We start from the raw sequence: 23,846 nt of genomic DNA, 5'->3' as shown, positions 1-23,846 counted from the left end.
CGTAACATTAAATTTATGAAACAGAAAGCATTAATTTTAGCATTTTTCTTATCGACACTTTTGACTTTTGGGCAGAACATTCCGCAAGAATATTTTGACCTTGTAAAAAAAGCGGACTCACTTTACAACGCAAAAGATTTTAGGAGTTCGGCAAACAAATACTCTGACGCATTTAAAGCAAATGGTTGGAAAGGATTGTCAAACGATAGATATAATGCTGCTTGCTCTTGGGCATTGGCAGCTGTTCCAGACAGTGCCTTTTTTCAACTTGACAGAATTGCGACCAAATCAAATTACACCAATTACGGACACATAACAACCGACCCAGACCTAAACTCATTACACAACGACAATCGCTGGAAACCTTTAATTGAAAAAATTAAGCAAAACAAAGACAAGGCAGAAGTCAGCTTGAACAAACCTTTAGTTGCAATACTTGACAGTATTTATATTGAAGACCAAACATATAGAAAACAAATTGATGGAATAGAAAAAAAATATGGTTGGGAATCAAAAGAAATGAAAGACCATTGGAAAATCATAAACGAAAAGGATTCTATAAATTTAATAAAAGTAAAATCTATACTTGACAAATATGGTTGGTTGGGTGCAGACGTTGTTGGTGGACAAGGAAACTCAACTTTGTTTCTTGTAATCCAACATTCTGACCAATCAACACAAGAAAAGTATTTACCAATGATGAGAGAAGCAGTAAAAAATAGTAAAGCACAAGGTAGTAGTTTGGCACTTCTCGAAGACAGAGTTGCTTTAGGACAAGGGAAACGACAAATTTATGGAAGTCAAATTGGGCGTGACCCCGAAACAAAGATTTATTATGTTTCACCATTAGAAGACCCTGACAATGTCGACAAGCGAAGAGCCGAAGTTGGACTTGGACCTTTATCAGATTATGTAAGTCGTTGGCAAATAAAGTGGGACGTTGAACAATATAAAATGGACTTACCAAAACTTGAAGAAAAGACGAAACGGAAATAAAAACCTCTGCTAACACACGAATGGCGCAATGGGGGCTAACATTGTTCATTGAAATTATGTGCTTTTATTGTAAATTCGTGCTGGCAGACAATTTAGTTTTCCAAAATCCCCCACTGCGCAAAGCCCCAAACCGTTATGCACAATGCCTAGAAAGACAACCAAAAATGATATTTGACATGAAAAAATTTCTATTACTTGCGTTAATCACCGCAATTAGTTTTACAGCCTTCTCGCAAGTTAATCAGACGGATAAAGAGAAAGGTCAGGCATTTTCATATGCCTATATCTCTGTTTCTGGTAAGTTGTTTTCCAAAAAACTCAAAATAATTGTTGACCTTGGCGACTCTCCCGAACAAATAAAATTAAGGGAAGAATATTCAGATGTGTTAACTAATAGAAAGTCGTATGCGGCCATTTTAAACTACATGGTTGAAAATGAATATGAATTAGTGGAGACACTTACTTTAGAAGAAGGCAGTAGCTTTCAAGGAACTGGATCTGGAGGAACCTCTGGTGTAATTTTTATCATGAAGCGGAGAAAATAAATCTCAAAAAAGACATCTCAATGTGTAAGGCACTGTGCATAACAGCCGCTAAAAGCAAGCAGGTCTGAGTAGCTTTTCAATCGTCTTTTCTTTCTTCATCTTTTGGTTCTTAATCCAAACTAACTACTTTTGATTCCCCTGCCAGCTTTTAGCGGCAGAACGTTAGCAGCAATTATATGACAAAAACTCTCAAACATAGAATTTTAGCATGTATTATAGACTATGGAATTATAGCCGGATATGCGACATTACTTTTCTTAGTTGCAAATTTATTTTTCTCTATTTTCGTATGGAAACCTGGTAATAATCCAATTATTGGACAGTTGATTGGTTTTTTGACACTAACATTCCCAGTAGTTACATATTCGTATTTAACAGAAAAAAGTAGCTGGAGAGGGACAGTTGGTAAAAAACTACAAAAGTTAATCGTACTGACAGACCAAAATAAATCAGCCAAGAATATCTTGCTAAGAAATATTCTGAAATTCCTTCCTTGGGAACTTGCTCACACAGGAATTCATTGGACAATATATTATACTTCAAATGGAATTGAAACTCCACTTTGGACTTGGGTTATTTTAATTCTCCCTCAAGTATTTGTACTTGGATATTTTGTTACCATATTAATTAGTAAAGGAGAAAGTAGTATTTATGACAAAATTTCAAAGACAAAAATTGTGTATAGAACAAAATACCCTCTGGTATGAATAAAATACCTGCTGCTAACAGCACATTTCCAATAGGCGGGGTTTCGTGTTCCAAAGACAGTTTTGTGGTTAATCAAACATTAGTTTTTCAAATCAAGTTTTGTGGTAAAAGTCCCGCCCTTCGGGTAGCTGCAAAACGTTGTGCTCCATTATAACTAACAGCTAACCAATGATAAAATTCTTTAATAAAATTAAACAAAAATTGCTATCTGAAAGCAAGTTCAACAAATATCTAATATATGCGTTTGGCGAAATTGTACTAATAGTTATTGGAATTTTGATTGCACTTTCCATCAATAACGCCAACGACAGTAAAAACCAACGTCAGAAGGAGCTTACCCTGCTCACTGAAATGCGTCAGAATCTTCAAATAGACATTAAAGATCTCGATTTTAACATCAAAGGGAGTGCTAAGCGAATACAAGCCAACGAGATCATCTTGAAAGCATTGCAAGAGAGGGTGCCGATGCATGATTCCTTAAAGCCATACTACGGAAACATTATTGGCAATTTTCAATTAAGTAACAACACTGCGGCCTGGGAGAATCTTAAATCTGTAGGAATGGATCTAGTTTCTAACGATTCACTCAGAAATTCAATCTCTAACCTGTATACAGTCAAGTATAGCTACCTGGAAAATGTGACAAAAGGAGTGGACGATGGTCATCAATGGAATACCTTTTATCCACAGTTCCTTGACTTGATCAACATAGAGCAATTTTGGGTTTCTCTTGAGCCAGTAAGTCATGAGGCATTGATGGATAATCGGAAATTTCAGGAAACCCTTAAGATGAATCTCTTTATCCGAAACTTTATGCTGAAGCAATATAAAACGGTCCACAAAGATGTCAATTCCCTTCTAGCCCAAATTGAAAGGCATATTCTTACTTTAAGCAACTAATGATAAAGTTTTAAGAAAAATAACGAGAGCACAACAATGTATATGCGATAATGCTCCCCAAACGGTCGCACTCCACATATACTTAACGTTGGTGGCAACTCTACCGAGACACCGTAAACATTGAATAATCAGACAATGAAGAAGAACTTAATTTTATTTTTAACATTACTTACATTATTCACTTCGTGTAACGGACAAAAGACTATTGGAAAATCTGTAAATAAACTTAGCAAACATTTATGGTATATTTTTCAAGACACAAAAAACAACTATTGGTTTAGTAGTAATGGCGAAGGTGTGTATCGTTATGACGGAAAAACGATAGTCAATTTCACAACAAAAGATGGACTTGCCAACGACACTATAAGACAAATTCAAGAAGACAAATTTGGGAATATATTTATTTCAACTTTTGATGGTATCAACAAGTTTGACGGAAAGACATTTACTACTTTGCAACCAATCAAAAGTAAAGAATGGAAATTAGAAGAAAATGATTTATGGTTTAATATATTAGGCAAAAAACATGAAGGTGCTTATCGATATGATGGGAAATATTTATATAATTTGGAATTTCCCAAGCACTATCTTCACGATGAAATTTATCCACGAATTATCAATTCTTTTTTTAGTCCTTATGAAGTGTATTCCATTTATAAAGACAGAAAAGGTGCAATGTGGTTTGGCACTTCTGTTTTTGGAGCTTGTCGTTTTGATGGACAAACAGTAAAATGGATGTATGAAGACGATTTGACCTATGTACCAAATGGCGGAACTTTTGGTATTCGTTCTATTTTTGAAGACAAGGAAGGCAGTTTTTGGATTTGTAACACTTGGCATAAGTATATTTTCGATTACGAGAAGACAGCAAAAAGCGACATACTTCAATACAGAAAAACGGAAGGTATTGGAAACGAAAAAATATTTGACGGTGATAAATACGTTTATTATTCCCACATTGTAGAAGACAACAAAGGAAATATTTGGTTAACAACTTGGAGCCAAGGTGTATATAAATATGATGGAAAAACTATTACAAACTATAAGGTCATAGAAGACAAAAAAGAAGTAAATTTGATTTCAATGTATAAAGACAAACAAGGAAACTTGTGGCTTGGAACACCTGACAACGGAGTATTTAAGTTTAACGGAGACACCTTTGAAAAATATATACCTAAATGAAAGAAAAAAGAGCAGCCGCTAACACGGGTTTGGTAAAAGTGGCGGTTCCGTTCTCCGCAGACAGTTTTGTGATTAATCATCCGGCAGCTGGCGGACTCGGCATCAACACCTACCTGCTGGCAGACAGGTTTGTGGTGAAAATCGCCACCTTCGCCAAGCCCGAAACCGTTATGCGTCATTCCCCATTTTTCGAAACGAAAATAATTTCTCATGCTAACTTTTTATAAGATTCCAATGGTTTGAAATTTAATAATTTTTAAAAACGTTAGTCAGAATATAAAGAATGAAAAAATGAAAAAAGAGAAAATATTAGTTCAGAGAATAAAAACGTTAATTGTCATAACACTGTCCATTTTAATATCCTCTTGCAATGGACAGGTAAATAAGAATGATACACAAAACACATTACTGCTAAGGCAAACAGCTCATAATTCAACTTTAGAATATAGACAATCAAAAGAGCAGATAAGTCAAGTTGTAAGAATGATGTTTCAAGATAGTAAGGGTAATATTTGGTTTGGAGCTGAAGGTGGTGCATGGAGACTTATAGGTCATTCATTGATTCATATGGACAGTATAAAAAGTGAAAGAGGTACGGGAGTAACCATAAAGGATATTACCGAGGATAAAGATGGAACAATTTGGCTTGGGCATACTGACGGGATAAGTAGCATCAAGGGCGAAACAGTAAAAAATTATTACCAGTCAGATGGTTTAATAAGCAATGATGTGTGGTGCATAAATTCAGATGCCGAAGGGAAAATTTGGATAGGAACCATTGAAGGCGCCTGTATATTTGATGGAAAAACCTTTTCAAACTTCGAACTCCCGTTGGGCATAAAAGATTCTACAGTGGGCGTATCGAGCGCTAAAATGATAAACAAAATACTACTTGACAGGAAAGGAAAATTATGGATAGCCTCAAATGCAGGGCTTTTTTCGTACTCAAACAATACATTGACTTATGTGTCGAAAAATATGGGAATTAAAACCAATCTTGTTAGTATAGGATTTGAAGATAAATCAGAAGTTTTATGGATCACATCAAAAGAAGGATTATATACTTTATCTAATGGTGTAGCAAAAAAAATCACAAATAGTAATATCGAACTAGGTAAAGGCATAGGTAGTGTTGCCGAAGATAAAGATGGGAAAATTTGGTTTGTAGTAAATCAACATTATTTATATACTTATGATGGCAAAGAAATTACAGAATTTAAAAAATCAGAAGAAAATAAAGGGCCTGTAGTTTTTCAAATCTACAAAGACCAGTCAGAAAGGATGTGGTTTGTGGGTTATGGTGGTGCCTACCGATTAGAAAACGGACGATTTATCAATATTACAAAGGATGGACCTTGGTAACAAAATACGAACGCATAACAGCACCTACCCAAAAGTAGCGGTACAGCGGTCAAATCAAGCTTTGTGCTTCGTATCAAGTTTAGTGCTGGCAGACAGTTTTCGTTTACGAAATGGCCACCTTCGGGTAGCTGCCAACCGTTAGCGGCAATTTTACCAGAACAGCACAGACCAACAATGAATAATAGAATAATAGGAATAGATGTAGCAAGAGCCATTTCAATAATCGGAATGATAATCGTTAATTTTAAATTGGTTCTCGGTGGACAGGGTACAAAATGGATGGAGAATTTTGCTGGCTTTTTTGACGGTAAAGCATCTGCGACATTCGTCACCTTGGCGGGTGTTGGAATTGCACTAATGACAAATTCTACCCTTAAAAATGGTGATTTTGATAAATTAAAAAAAAGTAAAATTCAAATTCTAAAGAGAAGTTTCTTTTTATTCATTTTAGGACTTTCATACTTTCTTATTTGGCCAGCGGATATCTTGCACTATTATGCAATTTATATGTCAATTCTATTACTTTTTTTAAATACTTCAAACAAAACACTATTAATAATGACAGGGTTTCTGATTTTACTTTTTCCAATTTTGCTATCCTTTTTAAATTATGAAACAGCGTGGAATTTTGAAACCTTAGCATACAAAGACTTTTGGACACCAATTGGTTTTATTAGAAATCTGTTTTTTAATGGATTTCACCCAGTAATTCCTTGGTTAGCTTTTATATTCCTCGGACTATGGTTTGGACGGCAAGATTTGATGAATGAAAGATTTTTAAAAAAGGCTTTTTTATTTAGCCTTATTCTGTTTTTGACAATGCACATTATTTCATTTTCAAGCATTGAAATTTTATCCGAAGGACAACAGCAATCGAAAGAAATATTTACACAAATTTTAGGTTTAGAGCCAATGCCACCTTTGCCAATTTATATGCTCACAGGATGTAGTTTTGCTTTAATGATAATTTCCTCTTGTATCCTATTGTCCAGTAAATATGAAGCAAGTTTTCTAGTTCAGTCACTTCATAAAACAGGACAATTGGCACTGACATTTTATTTGGCACACGTCATAATTGGTATGGGAATTATTGAAGAAATTAACCCGTCAAAAATGGGGAAATACCCAATTGACTTTACGTTGCCTTATGCCTTGTTTTTCGGTATTTTATGTGTTGTCTTTGCTGTTATTTGGACAAAATATCAGAAATCAGGACCATTAGAATGGGTAATGAGGAAATTAACTGACTAAATAAAGTTGAACAATGAAAACAAAAACTGCCACTAACAGCGTGCAAGTGCCATAACCCTGCCGCAGGCGCAACACGGGTTACGAGCACCTGCACGCGAAACGTTAGCGGTCATTGCAAACTAACTTGCTATAAACAACACATCACTTAGTCGACAAATGGAAAGTTAAACAATTAAACAAATGGTTAAGAAATATTCGGTTTTGATATGTTTGGTCATTTCCGTAATTTTTATAATAATAGCAACCTTAGTTTATCCTGGCGGCTCATTGCTTGACAAAAATTCTATAGGGTTTGACTGGTCAAAAAATTTCCTAAGCAATTTGTTTGCACCAAAAGCGTTAAATGGTTCAGAAAACCCCGGCCGGATTTGGGCACTTATAGGAATGGCATTCCACTCGGTTGGTTATGGAATTTTTTTTATCAATATGTCAAAAAAGATCCCTTCAAGACAATGGGCTAATATATTAAAATTTATAGGCGCTACCAATATGTTACTTATTTTCCTAATTGCAACACCTTTGCATGACCTGGGAACAATATCGATCATTTTAACATTGCTTGGTTTATTTACTATCACGGTATTTATCCTAAAGTCAAAACTTCATTTACTTAAATTCTGCTGTATTATTTGCTTATTGACTTTTTACTGTTTCTTTTCCCTATTTGGTTTTGGTTATTTGGGTTTGGCAGTCATAATGCAGAAAGTATATAATTTAAGCTCGATGCTATTGGTTTTAGGACTAGAGTATTTTACCAGATATGAAGATTTTATACAAATTAAATCGGAAGGACAAAAAATATAAGCAACGAACCGCTAACACGGGTTTGGCAAAAGTGGCGATTCAGTGCTCCACAGACACATTTGTGGTTAATCATCCGCCAGCTGGCGAACTCCGCATCAACACCTGCCTGCTGGCAGGCAGGTGTGTGGTGAAAATCGCCACCTTCGCCAAGCCCAAAACGTTAGCGGTCATTGTAAGACAACCATCAAAACTGCAAAATTAAGTGTTACAGAAATAAAATATCAAGTAATAAAACAAGACACTACATTAGTTAAAATGATAAAAAGTATTAAATTAACATATATAGCATTTGCAAATCCAAAATAACAAATAGAATTATGACAAAAGAAGAATTTTTCAAATCCAATTACTTTAAAATTTTATTTCCACTTATAGTAGTTGCACTAGCAATAGCACTATGGCGAAATGGTTATGAGTTTGGACAATGGTTACACAGAATCTTAAATTAGAAAACAACGAACCGCTAACACGGGTTTGGCAAAAGTGGCGGCTCAGTGTTCCGCAGACACAGTAGTGGTTAATCAAAGTATGGTTCTCCGCATCAACACCTGCCTGCCGGCAGGCAGGTTTGTGGTAAAATTCGCCGCCTTCGCCAAGCCCAAAACGTTATAGGGCATTTTAAAACGACAAAAACATTCAAACGACAAATATCATGAAACAGAAATTTCTTCTGCTGACATCCCTTCTTCTCTTTGCAAGAGGTTGTGACTTCTATTCAACGAGCCTTTGGTTTTTTGACAACCCGACAGGTGAGCAAAACCCTTTATACAAATTTTTTGGCGTTGGCTGGACTGGTTTAATTATAGTCAACGTAATTGTTGTTGGACTAATTATTTATGCATTTTACTATTATACGTTTAAGTATCGTTCGACAAAAATCAAGTCCTCTTCAAATACTCTGACTGACTTTGTTTCAGAATTATACTTTAATGAAAAGGGACGATTTCTTGAAATCTTCTATAAGACACCAAAAAATAAAAAGACGCTTCTTGCTCATTCAGGATATGTTTTAGTTCGAGTTCTTATATTTGTAAGTTTCTTAGCAACAGTTCATAATTTATGTCAATTCTATAATATCTCATTTTACAATTCTTTTAGAGATTTAGTTGGCAGACCATTATATGTTATTTATGGACTAATGATAATCTCAATTTTTTATTTTTCGTATAGACTTTGGGACAAGGAGTATAGACAAACAATTAACAACTTTGAAACTGACAATGAATAAAAACGCTCATTAACAGGCGTTTCGCTCAATGGCGGGTGACGTGGTTAATTGAACATTCTACCTCGCATCAATCCCCAAAGTTTTAGGGGATGGTGTTTTGACAGTTTAGTGCTCCGAAATCCGCCACTGCGCCAAGCGCCAAAACGTTACCTGCAATGGCTGGGGACACTGATAACTTGACACTGACTGCAATAATTTTACTTTAAAAAAATGGATTTCAATATACAAATGACACGAATTAAACTTTACAGCTTGACAATTTTATTATCCTTTTTTACTTCTTGCAATGGACAAGTGAAAACAACTACCCAAGCGGAAATTCCAGACGCTAGAATAACAATAATTCAGCCTATAGCAAGCCAATCAATTATTCAAGATCAAAATGGCGATATCTGGTATGATGACTCAGTTGGTGTAACAGTTTATAGTCCGTCAACCAATGTTTTCAAACATTATACAGAAAAAGATGGGTTGAGCAGCAATAGTGTTCTATCAATTTTAGAAGATAACAAGGGAAAAATTTGGATAGCTACTGCTGATGGAATTACTACTTATGAGAATGGAAAATTTTCGGTTATCACCATTCCAACTATAACAGGAAGAATAAATTACTCCAAAACGAGTAGCAATGTATATTCTCATATTGAAAATTTTATCAACTGCATTTTACAAGATAGCAAGGGAAATTTTTGGTTTGGTAATCAAAAAGGTATTTACAAATTTGATGGCACTAATTATTCTCATTTCACCGAGAATGATGGAGTGCAAAACAATACTGGTTATGCAATTTCAGACGGGCAAATTTTTGGACCTGAATCAATCATTGAAGATAAATCAGGAAAAATTTGGTTTGGTGGCAGAGGCTCAGACGGATTGTTTTGCTATGATGGCAAAACATTAAATCACTATAATGTTGACAGCATCGAATGGGTACGACCATTGATGCAATCAAGCAATGGCGATGTTTGGTTTAACGCAAGATTCAAACCTTGCTTGTATATTTACGATGGCAAATCATTCAAGTCTTTTTCATCTATTGTACTGAAAGATTGGGTCTTTACAATGGTAGAAGACAATAACAAAAATCTTTGGTTTAATAATGGTAAAAATGATGGTGTTACTTTTTATGACGGCAAAAATATTATCAATTACACAACTGAAATTGGAGTATTGCACAATGCATCAAACTTTTTCTGTACAGGAATTTTAAAAGACAAAGAAGGAAATATTTGGTTTAAAAGTTTAAGCACAAAATTGTGTAAATTTGACGGAAAAACATTTAATTTTTATCAAGAATAGAAATGCACAAAACCACATTCAGGTAACAGCGGCTTGGCAAAAGTGGCTGTTCCGTTCTCCGCAGACAGTTTTGTGATTTATCAAACATTGGTTCTCCGCATCAACACCTGCCTGCCGGCAGGCAGGTTTGTGGTGAAATTCGCCACCTTCGCCAAGCCCGAAACCGTTAGCGGTCAGCATAAAGGACGACACAACAAACAAGAATTAAAAAAGAAATGATAGCGGTAGACTTACCAACAATAAGTAAAGAAAGGCTCTTACTAAGACAATTTATTGATTGTGACTCAGAGAATGTTTACAAAGGACTTTCAGACCCGGCAATCATATAATATTACGGAGTAATTTACAAAACACTTGAAGATACAAAAGCCCAAATGAAATATTTTGTAGACTTAGAAGAAGATGGGACAGTGATGTGGTGGGCAGTTTGCTCTTTAGACAATAAAACTTTTTACGGAGTAGGTGGACTAAACAGTTTAAGTAAAGGACACAAAACAGCAGAAATCGGACTTTGGCTTTTGAAAGAGTTTTGGGGAAAGGGAATTATGACAGAAGCAATGCTGATAATTTGCAATTGCGGTTTTGACAAACTTGGACCACATAGAATTGAAGGACTTGTACAAATAGACAATTTGAACTGCAAAACGCAATGAAAAAACTTGACTTCAAACACGAAGGGACAATGAGAAAATGTGAAATTTATAAGTTTGGACATTTACGCTAAACTTAAAAGCAAATGACAACATACAAACAATTTTAAAATTATGAATAAACAAACCAATTACTTTTTTCTTGCAGGATTTTTCTTTGTCGTATTTTTAGTAATGGAATTTACTGAAATTTATGGAGACTCAGGTTGGTTCAAAGCTTTTCTGATAATTCTATCTGTGACTTTTTTGATAAGTGGAATTGCCACCAGAAAGAAGAAAAATATTGACAACGAACAGACATAAAATAAACTGGCGAACCGATAACACACGTTTGGCGCAATGGGGGCTGATGTGGTTCATTAATAGTTTTTTCTTCTATTGTAAATTCGTGCTGGCAGACAATTTAGTTTCCCCCCCCTCACAGCGCCAAGCGTGGGAACGCTAGCGGAAACCCTACGAGCGACCGTGCAAACCAGACAGCTATGTTACAATAAATAAACTTCAACTAAATCAAATACCTTGACAAATGAGTATAGACAACATCATAAAAACGTATAACCGCTTTGAACAACTTGGCGATGAAGAAATTTTTGCACTCAAGGAAATATTGGCTCATTCAAAGCATGTAACTTTAAAAAGAGGGCAATACCTGTGGCAAGAGGGCGACACTCCTGACTTTGAAGCGTATGTAAACTTTGGCGTTTTACGGCAATTTGTTACTGAAGATAATGGCAACGAAAAAATAATTCAGTTTTATCAGGAGGAATATTTTATTCACGACTGTTCAGGTAAGCCGGTTGAACATTGTGTTCAGGCATTGGAAGATTGCGATTTGCTTACCATCAAATCTAACCTTCTGAATTGGGAACATTTTATGCTTGAGTTTCCCGCCATTGAAAGAGTTAGCAGAAAAGTGGCAGAAATACTTATGCTTAATTATAAAGAGCATGTCAACTTGCTGATGAAATCCAACCCCGAAGAGCGTTACAGGTATTTGCTGGATACCAATCCCGATTTGGTAAAGCGTATTTCGGTAACGCATCTTGCCCAATATTTAGGAATTTCCAGAGAAACACTCAGCAGAATAAGAGCAAAAATATCAGTAAGCAGCATTTTGTGATTTGAATCACACTCAGTTTTAAGAAGAACTCTGACCTTAGCAAAAATAATGGTTCTACTATAAATTCTGTGGGTAAAATGACATCTATAACACTAAAATCGACTGGTGAAACAATCACCTTTGTAAAGACAGGTAAGGACACTGAAGGTGCATTTACAGAAATTATCTGCACCATTCCAGCTGGACAAGAGGGTCCACCGCCACATATTCATCCATTGCAAGACGAAATTTTTGAAGTTATTGAAGGCAAACTTGAGCTTTCGACTAAAGGCAAGAAAATTGTTCTTGAAGAAGGACAAAGTTTTACTGTTCCAGAAAACACGGCACACACCTTTTCAAATCCGCTTGACAGAGAGACAAAGTTTAGAGCCACATACAAACCTGCACTTGACATTGACTATATGTTGGTACAGGGTTTTGACTCATTAAACAGTCAATCTAATCCCAATAAACCGGGTTTTCAGATGATAGTTGATTTTGACTTTATACTCAAACAAATTCACGGACAATACAAGTTTGCTGGTGCACCCGGCATTATATTCACGATTTTTGCAGCTATCGCTGGATTATTTATCAAACCTAAAGTGAAATCGCTTAAAGACCACAAAGCTTCGTTCTAGAATCGTGAAACAATTATTCAAACAACTTTATGTAAAACCGATAAAGTCAGACTGCATTGACAGAGTAGCACGAACGCATAACATGGGCTTAGCGAAAGCGGGAGTTTAGTTGGAACTTTAAGCATTTGTGCTTTTAATTAACTTTGGTGCGGTGCGATAGTGACGAGCTTTTATTACCCGCCTTCGCCAAGCCGCAAACCATCAGGTTGTGAAAAAACTCCTAACTAGGCTTAATTTATTCGGATACCTACCTTAGAAAATTTCTAATATTGCATTGTAAACGCATTAAATTTAGGTATTTTCACACTCTGCCATTGGTGGCAATTTTGCCTAAAAATTGGAAATCTAACATAAAAAATCAAAAATGAAACTAATAACTACATTCCTACTTTTACTATTAGGACAAACTGCATTTGGACAAGACAGAATTCAAAGAATTGACAGTTTACTTAACTCATTATACTCTGTCCAAAAAATAAATGGAAATGTTCTTATTGCAGAAAAAGGTATTGTAATTTATAAATACAGTTTTGGAAATGGTAATGAGGAAAAAAAGCAAAAATTAGATGAAAATTCAGTTTTTGAATTGGCGTCAGTATCAAAACAATTTACAGCTATGGCGATTATGATACTGAAAGAAAAAAAAATGTTGAGTTTAGATGACAATTTTACTAAATATATTCCTGAACTATCAATCTATAAAGGTATTACAATTAGAAATTTGCTTAACCACACAAGTGGGCTTCCTGACTATGAAGAAGTAATGGACACCTTATTTGATAAAAATAAAATTGCAATAAATCAAGATATTATCACTTTGTATGCAAAGCATAATCCTAAAATTTTATTTGAACCAAATACCAATTGGAAATATAGTAATACAGGTTATGCTCTTTTGGCTTCTGTTATTGAAAAAGTATCGGGAATGAATTACGGAGCTTATTTAAACAAAGTAATTTTCAAACCATTGAAGATGAAAAATACAACAGTTTTTAGGAGAAGATATACATCTCAACAAATAAATAATTATGCATTAGGTTATGTATATTCAGACAGTTTAAAAAAATATATTTTGCCAGATGACTTTGCTGAGACTAAATATGTTGTGTGGCTTGATGGAATCGTTGGTGATGGTACAGTAAACTCTACTGTAATTGACTTATTAAAATGGGATAGAGCTTTATATACAAATAATTTACTTTCAGCAGATGGAATGAAAGAAATTTTTAAAGTGGCGACGTTAAATGATAAATCAAAAACTCAATACGGGTTCGGTTGGTTTATTGAGGAAAATGTTGATTTTGGAAAAATTGTAGCTCATAGCGGTGGTTGGCCAGGTTATAAAACAATCATTGACAGGCATATTACAAACGATAAAACAATTATTATACTTCAAAATCACGAGAATGTTTCAATTCCTGTAAAATCAATTAGAGCAATACTATACAATAAACCAATACCTAAAGCGACTGAAAGAAAAGAAATTCCATTAAGAATTGAACAGTTAGAGCAATTTGTTGGAATATATGAAGTTGAAAAAGATTTTGAAATTAAAATTTTATTAGAGAAAGATCAGTTATTCATTCAGCTTACAGGACAAAGTTCATTTCCAATTTTTGCTGAAAGCGAACTGTTCTTTTTCTTAAAAGTTGTGGATGCACAACTACAGTTTGAAAAAAATGAAAACGGCGAAGTAATAAAAGTATATTTATTGCAGAATGAAAATAAAATTGAAGCAAAACGAACAAAATAAAATATGCCACCAACACGCGTCAAACGCAATCGATGGTTTTTGGTTCATTGTTCGTTCCTTATTCCTAACTTCGTTTTCTCTTAATTGTGAAAATTCGTTTCCCAAACCGCGACTGCCTCTGGTGCGGAAACGTTGGTGGCAATTATAAAACTGACACTGAATTACTCTTATGACTAAAAAACTAAAAGAATGAAAAAAGAAGAAATGACAGAGTTAGCAGAAAAAGAGCTATCTGTATTAACTGACAAAGAACTATTAGACGAAGCCAAAAAAATGAAATCGTTTTCGTTAACCAATGCTTTACTTATTGGGTTTCTTGCAGGAATTGTTATTTACAGCGTTGCTCAAAACACTTGGGGGTTTTTAACATTAATTCCATTGTATTTTATTCACAAGTTTGTAAACGACCCTAAAAACATAAGAGTGAAAGTCTTAGACAAATTGTTAAAAGAAAGAGAATTGAAATAAGCAATGACCATAAATTGAATAATTGCGAGTTTGCAAACAGAAATCATGACAAGGTTGAATAGGTTATAAACCTATAAAAAGGTTTAGAATAGCGATTGTCGCTTTTTTAAAACAAAGATATATTATGGGTAAGACGAAATGCATATAGAACAAATAACAGCCATCAACAGCACCTATACCCTAGCAGGAGTTATTAGCTTCTATGACAGTTTTGTTGTAGGTTCAAGTTCCGTTCTCGATTGAAATTTTGTGATAAAAATCCCTACCTGCGCATAACTGTAAAACGTTCGCGGTCATTGTAAAAAACGACTACATGTTCGATTATAGACAAACAAAAAAAATGAAAGACCTGATTAAAAGAAACATAAGCGGCAAGAAAATTTTATTTCTTTTTATATTGACGAATATCATATATGCAATTATGCTGACAATAACGATTCCGAAAGTGATGAGTTTTTCAGGAGGAATGAAGTTGTTAGATATGATGCCCACCGGTTACAATGTTGAATATGTCAACTCTCTTTTAAATACTTTAGGCGAAAAAGGAAGGGACGCTTATTTGTTCAATCAGCTCCCTATTGATATGATTTATCCTTATCTTTTTGGTGTAAGTTATTGTTTGATTCTTGCATATTTTCTAAATAAGCTTGGAAAAATAGAAAGCTATCTATTCTACTTAACTTTTCTTCCTCTTTTTTCAGGACTCTTTGATTATTTTGAAAACATTGGAATAATTACAATGTTGAATAGCTATCCCGACAATTCAATAATATTGACATTGATTACAAATGTATTTTCGGTTTTAAAAAGTTCCTTTACAACTATCTATTTTATCATTTTGATAATCATTTTAATTGTATTTGGAAAGAGTAAATTATTTCAGAATGCTAAATGAAAGAAAACAGGCGATCCACGAACAATAAAAAACAACGAACCGCTAACTGCACCTACAAGAAATTGGCGGTTCAGTGGTTTTATGAAGCTTTATGCTTCGTGCCAAGTGTAGAGGTGGCAGACAGTATAGTGCTTCGAAATCGCTAACTTCTTAAAACCGCAAAGCGTTATGCGTCAGGCTGAAAAAGGGACACTATTAATATTAAGAGACAAAAAATGAAAAGAATTTCAATTGCGATATTTATGACTTTGCTTTTTAATACAACGTCATTTGCACAACTTAAAAACTCTTCTGAAGTAATTAGTCGAATTGAATCCTACTTAACAGAATATGAAAAACTTGGATTTGCAGGAACTGTGCTTATAGAACTTGACGGAACGATAGTTATTTCAAAAGGTTATGGTTTTAGGAATGCAGAACTCAAAGTAAAAAACACACCTAATACAATTTTTGATATAGGTTCTCTGACAAAACAATTTACAGCAGCAGCCATTCTAAAATTAGAAATGCAAGGCAAATTAAGCACTTCTGACACTATTACTAAATACTTTCAAAATGTTCCGGTTGATAAATCAACAATCTCAATTCACGATTTATTAAGACACCAATCAGGATTGCAAAGTAATTTGGGTGAAGACTACGACCCAATAACAGAAATAGCTTTTCTTGACTCTCTTATGATTTCCCCTTTGCAATTTAAAAGTGGTTCAAATTTTTCATATTCAAACATAGGGTATAGCTTGTTGGCCCTTATCATTGAAAAAGTATCAGGACAAACGTATGAGCAATACCTTTGCGAAAACCTTTGGAAACCTTCAGGAATGGATGAAACGGGTTATAGTAGACCAAACTTCGACACTGCTTTAATCGCTATAGGTTATGGTAAAAATAATACGCTATGGGGAAAACCAACAGATAAAAAGTGGAATGAAAGTGCACCTTACCTTCACTTATTAGGAAATGGAGGAATACTTTCGACTACAGAAGATTTGTTTAAATGGCATAAATCGCTGATGACTGAAAATATTTTATCGAAAGAATTAAAAGAAAAATTGTACCACCCAATAATCAGGGCAAACGAGAACAACAATGCTATTTATGCTTATGGCTGGGATGTTTCCAGGACAAAAAGAAATACTTTTCGGGTTTGGCATAATGGTACAAATAATATATTTTATGCAGACTTCATGCGATTTATTGAGGAGAATACAACTTTGATTTTAATGTCAAACAAAACATTTCGTGGTACAGACCAAATAACCTTTGAAATTGCTAAGATAATTTTTGAGAAAAATTACAAACCAACTATTCCAAAGCCTGACAATGAAAACAATCAGAAATTTACCCAAGAAATAATTGAAATTATTTTGAATAAAGGATTAGAAGTAGCTGCGTTAAAATATAAAAAAAGACCTTCAAACACAGATGTTTTAGAATATCTTTTAATTAGAAATGGCTACGAGCAATTATCGCAAAACAAATTTGATGAAGCAATTTGGATTTTTACATTAAATAGTATTGCCAATCCCAATTCATTTAACGCTTATGATAGTTTGGGAGAAGCGTATATGAATAAAGGAGACAAAATATCAGCCATAAAGAATTATGAAAAAAGTTTACAATTAGACCAAACGAACCAAAACGCAGAAGAGATGATTAAAAAATTGAAACAATAGTGACAAAGAAGCCCGAACGCATAACACACTGTATAGTTAATTGCCGGAGCAGTGCATATTCGACCGGTACAGCTCGTATAAAAAGTGGTTGTAACTTGATAGGAAAGTGCTTCGAAATCGGCAACTAACCATATCGCCAAACGTTAGCAGTAAGCGTATAGCACAACAAAACCTTGAATTTTAAAAAACAAATATTACTCTATTTTTCACCGAAAACATTTGAGTTTTATCGGGACAGAACAATTTATGATTTGATTGGAATCAAAATATATAAAAAGTATTTACCTACAACAGGAGACATTGTAAGACAAAAAAGAAAAATAACGCAAATCAAGATAAGTAATACTGGCAAAATAAATGAGTTATATAAATACGAAAGGAAAACGAGGAATTACGAATGGCGACATGTAATTGGTGCGATTATTTTTGTTGGATTAACGCTCATGCTTTATAGAAAATTGACCATTTTTGACTGGATTTTTCTACCTATCTTAAATTTGTACCTAAACTTTTATCCAATTTTCCTGCAACGCTACAACAGAATTAGAATAATTAAAGTTTTAAAGAATAATGGACAACCAAGTCCGTATGAAATTTATCAATAAAACAAGCGTAATAATGAAAACGCCTGAAAGATTACAACGCCTAACTTCTAACAGCATCTACCCAAAAGGTGGGGTTTCGTGTTCCAAGGACAGTTTTGTAGTAAATCAAACATTCGTTTTTCAAATCAAGTTTTGTGGTAAAAGTCCCGCCTTTCGGGAAGCTGTAAAACGTCAGGTTGTGAAAAAACTCCTAACTAGGCTTAATTTATTCGGATACCTACCTTAGAAATTTTCTAATATTGCATTGTAAACGCATTGAATTTAGGTATTTTCACACTCTGCCGTTAGCGGCAATTTAAAAGACATATTATGAAACGTTACAGAGTAATCATTTTGACATTAAGCCTTTCATCATTCTTTCTTTTCTTCTCGGGAATTATCCGACATGACGTTGATGAAAAAAACTACCTAAGTTTAGCCAATCAGAAAGAATTTAATTGTGTGGGAAGAATTTATAAAGACAGCACTTCTAGTGGGTCTTGTGTTTTAATCAGTGACTGTTTTGTTTTATCTGCGGCACATGTATTTATCGACAGTGATACCCGACCAGATACAATAGAATTTAATGGAGTGAAAGCCGTTTCTTATGTTACTTACAATCATAGAGTAACTGATGTTTCAAAGATCTATTTAATGTTTAATGGACAAAAAGTTAAGGTTAAAAAATTGTTGCTTCATCCTAACTATTTAGACAGTTTAACTAAGGGGTCGTGTGATATTGCTCTTTTAGAGCTAGAAAAAACTATCCATAATATTACACCAGCAAAAGTTAATACTGCATTTGACGAATTAAATTCGATTGTAGTTGGTGTTGGTTATGGCGCATCAGGACCAGCAAACAGACCTGATTTAGTGAGTCAACAAAATAAAAAAATTGCCGGGGAAAATGTAATAGACAGTATAGGTGGTCAAATATATTTAGATCGTGAATCATTGCTGATTTGCGACTTTGACCATCCAACACGAAATGACTGTAATAAAATAGGAAGTCCCGTACCAAGACCTTTGGAATATATTTGCTCGGGTGGTGACAGTGGTGGTGGACTATTTAGAAATAAGAATAACGCATGGGAATTAATAGGTATTTGTTCTGGTAGTGGTGTTGATATTAATCAATTAATGAAATCAGGTTATTATGGACATACTATGGAGGGGACGAGAGTTTCATTGTTTACGAATTGGCTTAGCTTACAAACAAACTAAACTGCCTGTAACACACGTTTGGCGTCATGCGGGGTGACGTGGTAACATTCAAGTTCAGTTTTCCAATTGGGCTTTAGTGCTGGGTTGACAGTTTTGTGCTCCGAAAACCCACACGAACGCCAAGCGTGGGAACGTTAGCTGCAAGGCTTGTAGACCAACAAACTTTCCATTAGACAATTTATAGACCAATCAAAATTTAATAATTTGAGAACTTATTATGTCTTTTTTGACATTTTAATTGATATATCAACTATATTTGTATCAAATAAATAAAATTCATGGAAAAGATTGACCAAATAATCTTTTACTCTGTTGAAAAATCTATCAAATCATACAGGCAGTTCGCTCAAAAATGCATTGACAAGAAAGGATTAGACATTACTATCGATCAATGGCTTGTATTAAAAACTATAGAGAATAATGCGGGCATGACTCAACAACAAATAGCTATAAATGTGTTCAAAGACTACGCTTCAATCACTCGTATAATTGAAATTTTGGTGACCAAAAAGTATTTAGAGAGGAATTTTCATTCAGTCGACAGAAGAAGATTTGATTTAAGTATTACAAAGTTGGGATTCGAAATGCTTAAAAGATTGACGCCTATCATTGAATCCAACAGAAAACAAGCACTTAACGGAATTACCAAATCGGAAATCGAATTATTGAAAAATGTACTTAATAAGATCACTGAAAATGTATCTAAATGAAGAAAACATTAACCCTAACAGCTATCGCTTTCATTTGTTTAAGTCTGCACAATAATCTTGATGCACAAAATAGCTTTTCGAATAAAAGTGTATTTACAGTTGAAGAACTAAAACAAGATTTTTCAGCGCTAAGATCCTCCATAGAGGAAAGTCATCCCGGACTTTATCTTTATAAATCAAAATCAATTATTGATTCTATATTTAATGCCAATTATTCCTCATTAAACAAAGCAATGACAGGAAGAGAATTTATTCTATTAACGTGCAGGGTAGCTTCACAAATTGGTGATGGCCATTTAAGGGTCGTGCCTCCAAAAATACAATTGGACTCTTTGGATAACGGACCAACAGCAATTCCTTTTAATGTTTATTGCATTGATAATAAATTATATGTTAGAAAAAACTATTCACCACTTGACGATAAGGAATTTCTTGGGTCTCAAATTATTTCTATTAATGGCCATTCGATAGAAGGCTTCATCAAAGAATATCTACAAATATTTCCATCCGATGGTAATAATCTAACCCATAAATACAGACTACTTTCAAGCTCTCGATATTTCACTCGATATTTCAGTATGCTATACGGTTATGCAGAGCAATATAACGTAGATTATATTTCATTGAACGAAACAGCTCTTAAAACAAAAACGCTTCAAGGATTGACCTTTGATAAGCTACTAAAAATCGCGAAGGAGCGTTACCCTGACAAAATTGAAGAACAAAAACCTGCCTACTTTAAAATAAACGAAGATAAAAAATATGCTTATTTAAAAATAAAATCCTTTGACAAAGGTCAATACAAAAAAAATAAAATGAACTTCGAAAAATTTCTTAAAGTTTCATTCAAAAAAATGAAATCAACCAATGTTCCAAATTTAATTATTGATGTTCGCGACAATGGAGGTGGGACAGATGAATATGGCAGAATATTATTTTCTTATTTCGTAACTGAACCTTTTGATTATTATAGGTCATTACGAATGAATAAAGAAAGTTTTGATTGCTTTAAATACACAAATAGGCCCGACATGAAAGCCCCAACTGGAATGTTAAAACCGAATAAAGAAGGAACATTTGATAATGTCCAACATCCCAATGTTGGTAGGCTGAATCCTTTATCTCCAATTTACGCAGGAAACATTTACGTGCTAATAAATGGCTGGTGTTTTTCGACTACCAGCGAATTTTTATCTCAGATTCATTTTCATACCAAAGCAGTTTTTATTGGCGAGGAAAGCGGGGGTGGTTATTATGGTAATTGTTCTGGACCAACGCCTGACTTTACTTTGCCGAATACCAAAGTAAGAATTGAAATTCCATTAATGAATTATAGAATGGCTGTAGAAAACTATCAATATCTGGACAGAGGACTAATTCCAAATTACACAGTGACACCGAGCATAATAGACAAAGTAAGCAATATTGACTTAGAACTAAACTTGACTAAAAAACTCATCGATGACAAATAGAGCCCAGCAGGTAACAACAAATAAATGTAAGCGGGCGAAATCGGTCATCGCTCGGTGCGACATTAAAGTGCGCTGAAGCGCGAATTTATTTTGCACCTCGCTAATAAACATTTATCTTTAAATAACCTTTTGTAGGTATAGACACAGGATGCTTCGAAAGCCTGCATACGTCTATTTTCAAAACGTTAGCGGTCATTGTAAGGACGACCGTGCATAACCAAAACGACTAAAAAACGACATACAAAAATTCATGATTAATTATTAAAAAAACAGACGCAATGAAGCAAACAACAACATTAGGACACAGTACTTTAACAGTTAACAGAATTGGACTTGGCTGTATGGGCATGTCAGAGTTTTATGGTTCTTTTAACGAAGAAGAATCTATCAATACATTGCATAAAGCCATTGACTTAGGAGTTAATTTTTTTGATACAGCCGATATGTATGGTTGGGGAGCAAATGAACGACTATTAGGAAAAGCATTTAAAGGACGTTGGAATAAGGTAATTTTAGCTACCAAGTTTGCTGTAATGCGAGGACCCAATGGTGAGTTTCTTGGACTTAACGGCAAGCCAGAATACGTCAACCAAGCTTGCGAACAAAGTCTTCAAAATTTGGGAGTTGATACAATTGATTTGTATTACATGCATCGTCAAGACCCGAAAGTAGAAATTGAAGAAATTGTTGGCGCAATGAGTGACTTGGTAAAACAAGGAAAGGTAAAACACATCGGCATTTGCGAAGCGAATGTAGAGATGATAAGAAGGGCACATGCGGTTTACCCGCTTGCTGCGGTGCAAAATGAATATTCGTTGTGGAGCCGAGAACCTGAACAAGAGATTTTGGATGTATGTCAAGAACTCGGAATCACATTTGTCGCATATAGTCCTCTTGGTCGGGGTTTCTTAACAGGGGCAATCAAAAGTCGAGCAGATTTAGAAGCAAGTGATTGGCGTCTTACACTTCCTAGATTTAAAGACGAAGCGATAAAGGAAAATCTAAAATTTGTAGAAGTTGTGGAGCAAATTGCACTGGACAAAAAAGTTTCCAAAGCACAAGTTGCTCTTGCTTGGGTTCTTAGTCAAAACGATGAAATCGTAGCCATTCCAGGAACAAGAAAAGTTCAACGTCTCGAAGAGAACTTAGGTGCATTTAAAGTGGAATTAACTAAAACCGATTTGGCTACAATACAAAATTCAATGCCTTCAGAAACAATTGGAAATCGTTATTAGAATGCCTGATAATCTTCAACGACAGACAGAAAAGCCTACTGCTAATACGGGTTTGGCAAAAGTGGCGGTCCAGTGCTCCGCAGACACAGTAGTGGTTAATCAAAGTATGGTTCTCCACATCAACACCTTCCTGCTGGCAGGCAGGATTGTGGTGAAAATCGCCAGCTTCGCCAAGCCCGAAAACGTTATGCCCAATGCTAGGAAGACACAACAGACACAAGACTGACAACTTAAAAGCGGTAAGACAATGAAGAAAACACTTTTAATTTTAACTGTTACGACCTTGACAGCAGCTTTAGGGACGACAGCTTGTAACTTTGGGACTAAAAACCCACAAACCAAAGAAACAAATCAAACGGCTGACACAGTGCAAACCAGACAAGTTCATCCGATTATCGAAAGTATTTTTTACAACCTTCCTCTCGAAAATTCCCGTTTAGACCTTCGTGAAGTAATCGTAAATGATAAGAGATTTATTTTAACAGACACTACTTTCAATGACTACCAACCCTCGTCCTTTTTCAAAGGTATCACAGCAGACAAAGGTCTGATTAAATCTAACCCTGACTCAATTCAAGTTATGTTGATTTATGGCAATGCTGCTCTGGTTACTGAAAAAGGGGGACAAGAAGACTCTACTAAACATCCTATGATTTTAGAGTGTAAATATTTCTTTTCCAATAAAGACAGAGCTGAGATGGAGTATGGAAGAATATTAAATTTGGTTCATCCTATTTTCACTGACACAAGTTCAATAATGGATGACAAATGGGAAGCACAATTCTCAAAAAGCACAGAAAAATGTATTGGAAAAATCTTCGATCACTTTGATCCATACTATAGGGTAGGTATATCATACATATCTGTTATACCTGTCGATGGCTCTAAACCTATTTTTGTGCTTGACATAGCATTTAGTAAAGAGGATAAATAAGATGTAAGCACTGGGCATAACACGGGTTTGGCAAAAGTGGCGGTTCAGTGCTCCGCAGACACATTTGTGGTTAATCAAAGTTTGTTTCTCCGCATCAACACCTGCCTGCTGGCAGGCAGGTTTGTGGTGAAAATCACCAGCTTCGCCAAGCCCGAAATCGTTATGCGTCATGCATGGGTGCACTGCTAAAACGAACAGACTGCAAGAAACGAATCTACAAAAAATAATTT

Annotated in this window: 27 protein-coding genes and 1 pseudogene; all 28 read left to right on the top strand. The window is 34.8% G+C overall.

The genetic code is table 11. The features are described 5' to 3' along the window. Window positions 1–15: 15 nt before the first annotated feature. The 28 genes and pseudogenes from IPJ53_17745 (at window position 16) to IPJ53_17610 (ending at window position 23,616) form a co-directional block, all read left to right on the top strand. Window positions 16–996 (top strand): hypothetical protein, encoded by a 981-nt coding sequence (locus IPJ53_17745; protein ID MBK7800941.1) that lies wholly within the window; start codon window positions 16–18, stop codon window positions 994–996. A 176-nt stretch (window positions 997–1,172) separates the two neighbouring features. Continuing rightward, a complete protein-coding gene (locus tag IPJ53_17740; GenBank protein MBK7800940.1) occupies window positions 1,173–1,541 on the top strand; it encodes a hypothetical protein in 369 nt (122 codons plus the stop codon). 176 nt (window positions 1,542–1,717) lie between these two features. Beyond that, a complete protein-coding gene (locus IPJ53_17735; GenBank protein ID MBK7800939.1) occupies window positions 1,718–2,248 on the top strand; it encodes an RDD family protein in 531 nt (176 codons plus the stop codon). Then, entirely contained in the window at window positions 2,245–2,403 is a 159-nt protein-coding gene (locus IPJ53_17730; protein ID MBK7800938.1) for a hypothetical protein, read from the top strand. The genes IPJ53_17735 and IPJ53_17730 overlap by 4 nt, the downstream gene beginning before the upstream one ends. 14 nt (window positions 2,404–2,417) lie before the next feature. After that, complete coding sequence (locus IPJ53_17725; protein ID MBK7800937.1) at window positions 2,418–3,149, top strand: hypothetical protein; 732 nt, start codon at window positions 2,418–2,420, stop codon at window positions 3,147–3,149. 135 nt (window positions 3,150–3,284) lie between these two features. After that, the gene (locus IPJ53_17720) at window positions 3,285–4,331 is read left to right on the top strand and encodes a hypothetical protein (GenBank protein ID MBK7800936.1); all 1,047 of its coding nucleotides are present in this window, start codon (window positions 3,285–3,287) and stop codon (window positions 4,329–4,331) included. Then, window positions 4,328–4,558 (top strand): hypothetical protein, encoded by a 231-nt coding sequence (locus IPJ53_17715; GenBank protein ID MBK7800935.1) that lies wholly within the window; start codon window positions 4,328–4,330, stop codon window positions 4,556–4,558. The genes IPJ53_17720 and IPJ53_17715 overlap by 4 nt, the downstream gene beginning before the upstream one ends. 64 nt (window positions 4,559–4,622) lie before the next feature. Next, window positions 4,623–5,693 (top strand): hypothetical protein, encoded by a 1,071-nt coding sequence (locus tag IPJ53_17710; GenBank protein MBK7800934.1) that lies wholly within the window; start codon window positions 4,623–4,625, stop codon window positions 5,691–5,693. A 174-nt stretch (window positions 5,694–5,867) separates the two neighbouring features. After that, entirely contained in the window at window positions 5,868–6,944 is a 1,077-nt protein-coding gene (locus IPJ53_17705) for a DUF418 domain-containing protein (GenBank protein MBK7800933.1), read from the top strand. A 760-nt stretch (window positions 6,945–7,704) separates the two neighbouring features. Beyond that, window positions 7,705–7,950, top strand: coding sequence for a hypothetical protein (locus IPJ53_17700; protein ID MBK7800932.1), 246 nt, complete (start codon window positions 7,705–7,707; stop codon window positions 7,948–7,950). 450 nt (window positions 7,951–8,400) lie between these two features. Then, window positions 8,401–8,976 (top strand): hypothetical protein, encoded by a 576-nt coding sequence (locus IPJ53_17695; protein MBK7800931.1) that lies wholly within the window; start codon window positions 8,401–8,403, stop codon window positions 8,974–8,976. A gap of 252 nt (window positions 8,977–9,228) precedes the next feature. After that, a complete protein-coding gene (locus IPJ53_17690; protein ID MBK7800930.1) occupies window positions 9,229–10,275 on the top strand; it encodes a hypothetical protein in 1,047 nt (348 codons plus the stop codon). Between the two features lie 33 nt (window positions 10,276–10,308). Then, window positions 10,309–10,494, top strand: coding sequence for a hypothetical protein (locus IPJ53_17685; protein MBK7800929.1), 186 nt, complete (start codon window positions 10,309–10,311; stop codon window positions 10,492–10,494). Beyond that, window positions 10,491–11,015: pseudogene (locus IPJ53_17680) on the top strand (GNAT family N-acetyltransferase). Before IPJ53_17685 ends, IPJ53_17680 begins: the two are co-directional and overlap by 4 nt. A 24-nt stretch (window positions 11,016–11,039) precedes the next feature. Then, the gene (locus IPJ53_17675; protein MBK7800928.1) at window positions 11,040–11,228 is read left to right on the top strand and encodes a hypothetical protein; all 189 of its coding nucleotides are present in this window, start codon (window positions 11,040–11,042) and stop codon (window positions 11,226–11,228) included. Between the two features lie 223 nt (window positions 11,229–11,451). Further along, complete coding sequence (locus tag IPJ53_17670; protein MBK7800927.1) at window positions 11,452–12,045, top strand: Crp/Fnr family transcriptional regulator; 594 nt, start codon at window positions 11,452–11,454, stop codon at window positions 12,043–12,045. A gap of 77 nt (window positions 12,046–12,122) precedes the next feature. Continuing rightward, window positions 12,123–12,665 carry a cupin domain-containing protein gene (locus tag IPJ53_17665; GenBank protein ID MBK7800926.1) on the top strand — a complete coding sequence of 181 codons (543 nt, stop codon included), beginning with the start codon at window positions 12,123–12,125 and terminating at the stop codon, window positions 12,663–12,665. Between the two features lie 364 nt (window positions 12,666–13,029). Then, window positions 13,030–14,418, top strand: coding sequence for a serine hydrolase (locus IPJ53_17660; protein ID MBK7800925.1), 1,389 nt, complete (start codon window positions 13,030–13,032; stop codon window positions 14,416–14,418). A gap of 204 nt (window positions 14,419–14,622) precedes the next feature. Further along, window positions 14,623–14,886, top strand: coding sequence for an FUSC family protein (locus IPJ53_17655; protein ID MBK7800924.1), 264 nt, complete (start codon window positions 14,623–14,625; stop codon window positions 14,884–14,886). Between the two features lie 313 nt (window positions 14,887–15,199). After that, entirely contained in the window at window positions 15,200–15,781 is a 582-nt protein-coding gene (locus IPJ53_17650) for a hypothetical protein (protein MBK7800923.1), read from the top strand. 215 nt (window positions 15,782–15,996) lie between these two features. Further along, on the top strand, window positions 15,997–17,457 hold the full coding sequence (locus IPJ53_17645) for a serine hydrolase (protein ID MBK7800922.1): 1,461 nt from the start codon (window positions 15,997–15,999) through the stop codon (window positions 17,455–17,457). 173 nt (window positions 17,458–17,630) lie between these two features. Further along, a complete protein-coding gene (locus IPJ53_17640; protein MBK7800921.1) occupies window positions 17,631–18,062 on the top strand; it encodes a hypothetical protein in 432 nt (143 codons plus the stop codon). A 309-nt stretch (window positions 18,063–18,371) separates the two neighbouring features. Then, complete coding sequence (locus IPJ53_17635; GenBank protein ID MBK7800920.1) at window positions 18,372–19,265, top strand: trypsin-like serine protease; 894 nt, start codon at window positions 18,372–18,374, stop codon at window positions 19,263–19,265. Between the two features lie 278 nt (window positions 19,266–19,543). Then, complete coding sequence (locus IPJ53_17630) at window positions 19,544–19,975, top strand: MarR family transcriptional regulator (protein MBK7800919.1); 432 nt, start codon at window positions 19,544–19,546, stop codon at window positions 19,973–19,975. After that, window positions 19,972–21,447, top strand: coding sequence for a hypothetical protein (locus tag IPJ53_17625; GenBank protein ID MBK7800918.1), 1,476 nt, complete (start codon window positions 19,972–19,974; stop codon window positions 21,445–21,447). Before IPJ53_17630 ends, IPJ53_17625 begins: the two co-directional genes overlap by 4 nt. 278 nt (window positions 21,448–21,725) lie before the next feature. Continuing rightward, window positions 21,726–22,682, top strand: coding sequence for an aldo/keto reductase (locus tag IPJ53_17620; protein ID MBK7800917.1), 957 nt, complete (start codon window positions 21,726–21,728; stop codon window positions 22,680–22,682). A 1-nt stretch (window position 22,683) separates the two neighbouring features. Next, window positions 22,684–22,908: a hypothetical protein gene (locus IPJ53_17615; protein ID MBK7800916.1), complete on the top strand. Its 225-nt coding sequence runs from the start codon at window positions 22,684–22,686 to the stop codon at window positions 22,906–22,908. 21 nt (window positions 22,909–22,929) lie between these two features. Beyond that, window positions 22,930–23,616 (top strand): hypothetical protein, encoded by a 687-nt coding sequence (locus IPJ53_17610; protein MBK7800915.1) that lies wholly within the window; start codon window positions 22,930–22,932, stop codon window positions 23,614–23,616. The last annotated feature ends 230 nt before the right edge of the window (window positions 23,617–23,846 follow it).

This window comes from Candidatus Vicinibacter affinis (assembly GCA_016714365.1).
In the GTDB taxonomy this organism is placed as follows: Bacteria; Bacteroidota; Bacteroidia; order Chitinophagales; family Saprospiraceae; genus Vicinibacter; species Vicinibacter affinis.
The sequence above is the reverse complement of the archived record's forward strand: the minus strand, read 5'-3'. Positions and strand labels throughout refer to the sequence as shown.

What these genes read in the sequence shown, in the direction of transcription:
- IPJ53_17745 (MBK7800941.1), top strand. Translation starts at nt 16, where the DNA reads ATGAAACAGAAAGCATTAATTTTAGCATTTTTCTTATCGACACTTTTG.
- IPJ53_17740 (MBK7800940.1), top strand. Translation starts at nt 1,173, where the DNA reads ATGAAAAAATTTCTATTACTTGCGTTAATCACCGCAATTAGTTTTACA.
- IPJ53_17735 (MBK7800939.1), top strand. Translation starts at nt 1,718, where the DNA reads ATGACAAAAACTCTCAAACATAGAATTTTAGCATGTATTATAGACTAT.
- IPJ53_17730 (MBK7800938.1), top strand. Translation starts at nt 2,245, where the DNA reads ATGAATAAAATACCTGCTGCTAACAGCACATTTCCAATAGGCGGGGTT.
- IPJ53_17725 (MBK7800937.1), top strand. Translation starts at nt 2,418, where the DNA reads ATGATAAAATTCTTTAATAAAATTAAACAAAAATTGCTATCTGAAAGC.
- IPJ53_17720 (MBK7800936.1), top strand. Translation starts at nt 3,285, where the DNA reads ATGAAGAAGAACTTAATTTTATTTTTAACATTACTTACATTATTCACT.
- IPJ53_17715 (MBK7800935.1), top strand. Translation starts at nt 4,328, where the DNA reads ATGAAAGAAAAAAGAGCAGCCGCTAACACGGGTTTGGTAAAAGTGGCG.
- IPJ53_17710 (MBK7800934.1), top strand. Translation starts at nt 4,623, where the DNA reads ATGAAAAAAGAGAAAATATTAGTTCAGAGAATAAAAACGTTAATTGTC.
- IPJ53_17705 (MBK7800933.1), top strand. Translation starts at nt 5,868, where the DNA reads ATGAATAATAGAATAATAGGAATAGATGTAGCAAGAGCCATTTCAATA.
- IPJ53_17700 (MBK7800932.1), top strand. Translation starts at nt 7,705, where the DNA reads ATGAAGATTTTATACAAATTAAATCGGAAGGACAAAAAATATAAGCAA.
- IPJ53_17695 (MBK7800931.1), top strand. Translation starts at nt 8,401, where the DNA reads ATGAAACAGAAATTTCTTCTGCTGACATCCCTTCTTCTCTTTGCAAGA.
- IPJ53_17675 (MBK7800928.1), top strand. Translation starts at nt 11,040, where the DNA reads ATGAATAAACAAACCAATTACTTTTTTCTTGCAGGATTTTTCTTTGTC.
- IPJ53_17670 (MBK7800927.1), top strand. Translation starts at nt 11,452, where the DNA reads ATGAGTATAGACAACATCATAAAAACGTATAACCGCTTTGAACAACTT.
- IPJ53_17665 (MBK7800926.1), top strand. Translation starts at nt 12,123, where the DNA reads ATGACATCTATAACACTAAAATCGACTGGTGAAACAATCACCTTTGTA.
- IPJ53_17660 (MBK7800925.1), top strand. Translation starts at nt 13,030, where the DNA reads ATGAAACTAATAACTACATTCCTACTTTTACTATTAGGACAAACTGCA.
- IPJ53_17655 (MBK7800924.1), top strand. Translation starts at nt 14,623, where the DNA reads ATGACAGAGTTAGCAGAAAAAGAGCTATCTGTATTAACTGACAAAGAA.
- IPJ53_17650 (MBK7800923.1), top strand. Translation starts at nt 15,200, where the DNA reads ATGTTCGATTATAGACAAACAAAAAAAATGAAAGACCTGATTAAAAGA.
- IPJ53_17645 (MBK7800922.1), top strand. Translation starts at nt 15,997, where the DNA reads ATGAAAAGAATTTCAATTGCGATATTTATGACTTTGCTTTTTAATACA.
- IPJ53_17635 (MBK7800920.1), top strand. Translation starts at nt 18,372, where the DNA reads ATGAAACGTTACAGAGTAATCATTTTGACATTAAGCCTTTCATCATTC.
- IPJ53_17630 (MBK7800919.1), top strand. Translation starts at nt 19,544, where the DNA reads ATGGAAAAGATTGACCAAATAATCTTTTACTCTGTTGAAAAATCTATC.
- IPJ53_17625 (MBK7800918.1), top strand. Translation starts at nt 19,972, where the DNA reads ATGAAGAAAACATTAACCCTAACAGCTATCGCTTTCATTTGTTTAAGT.
- IPJ53_17620 (MBK7800917.1), top strand. Translation starts at nt 21,726, where the DNA reads ATGAAGCAAACAACAACATTAGGACACAGTACTTTAACAGTTAACAGA.
- IPJ53_17615 (MBK7800916.1), top strand. Translation starts at nt 22,684, where the DNA reads ATGCCTGATAATCTTCAACGACAGACAGAAAAGCCTACTGCTAATACG.
- IPJ53_17610 (MBK7800915.1), top strand. Translation starts at nt 22,930, where the DNA reads ATGAAGAAAACACTTTTAATTTTAACTGTTACGACCTTGACAGCAGCT.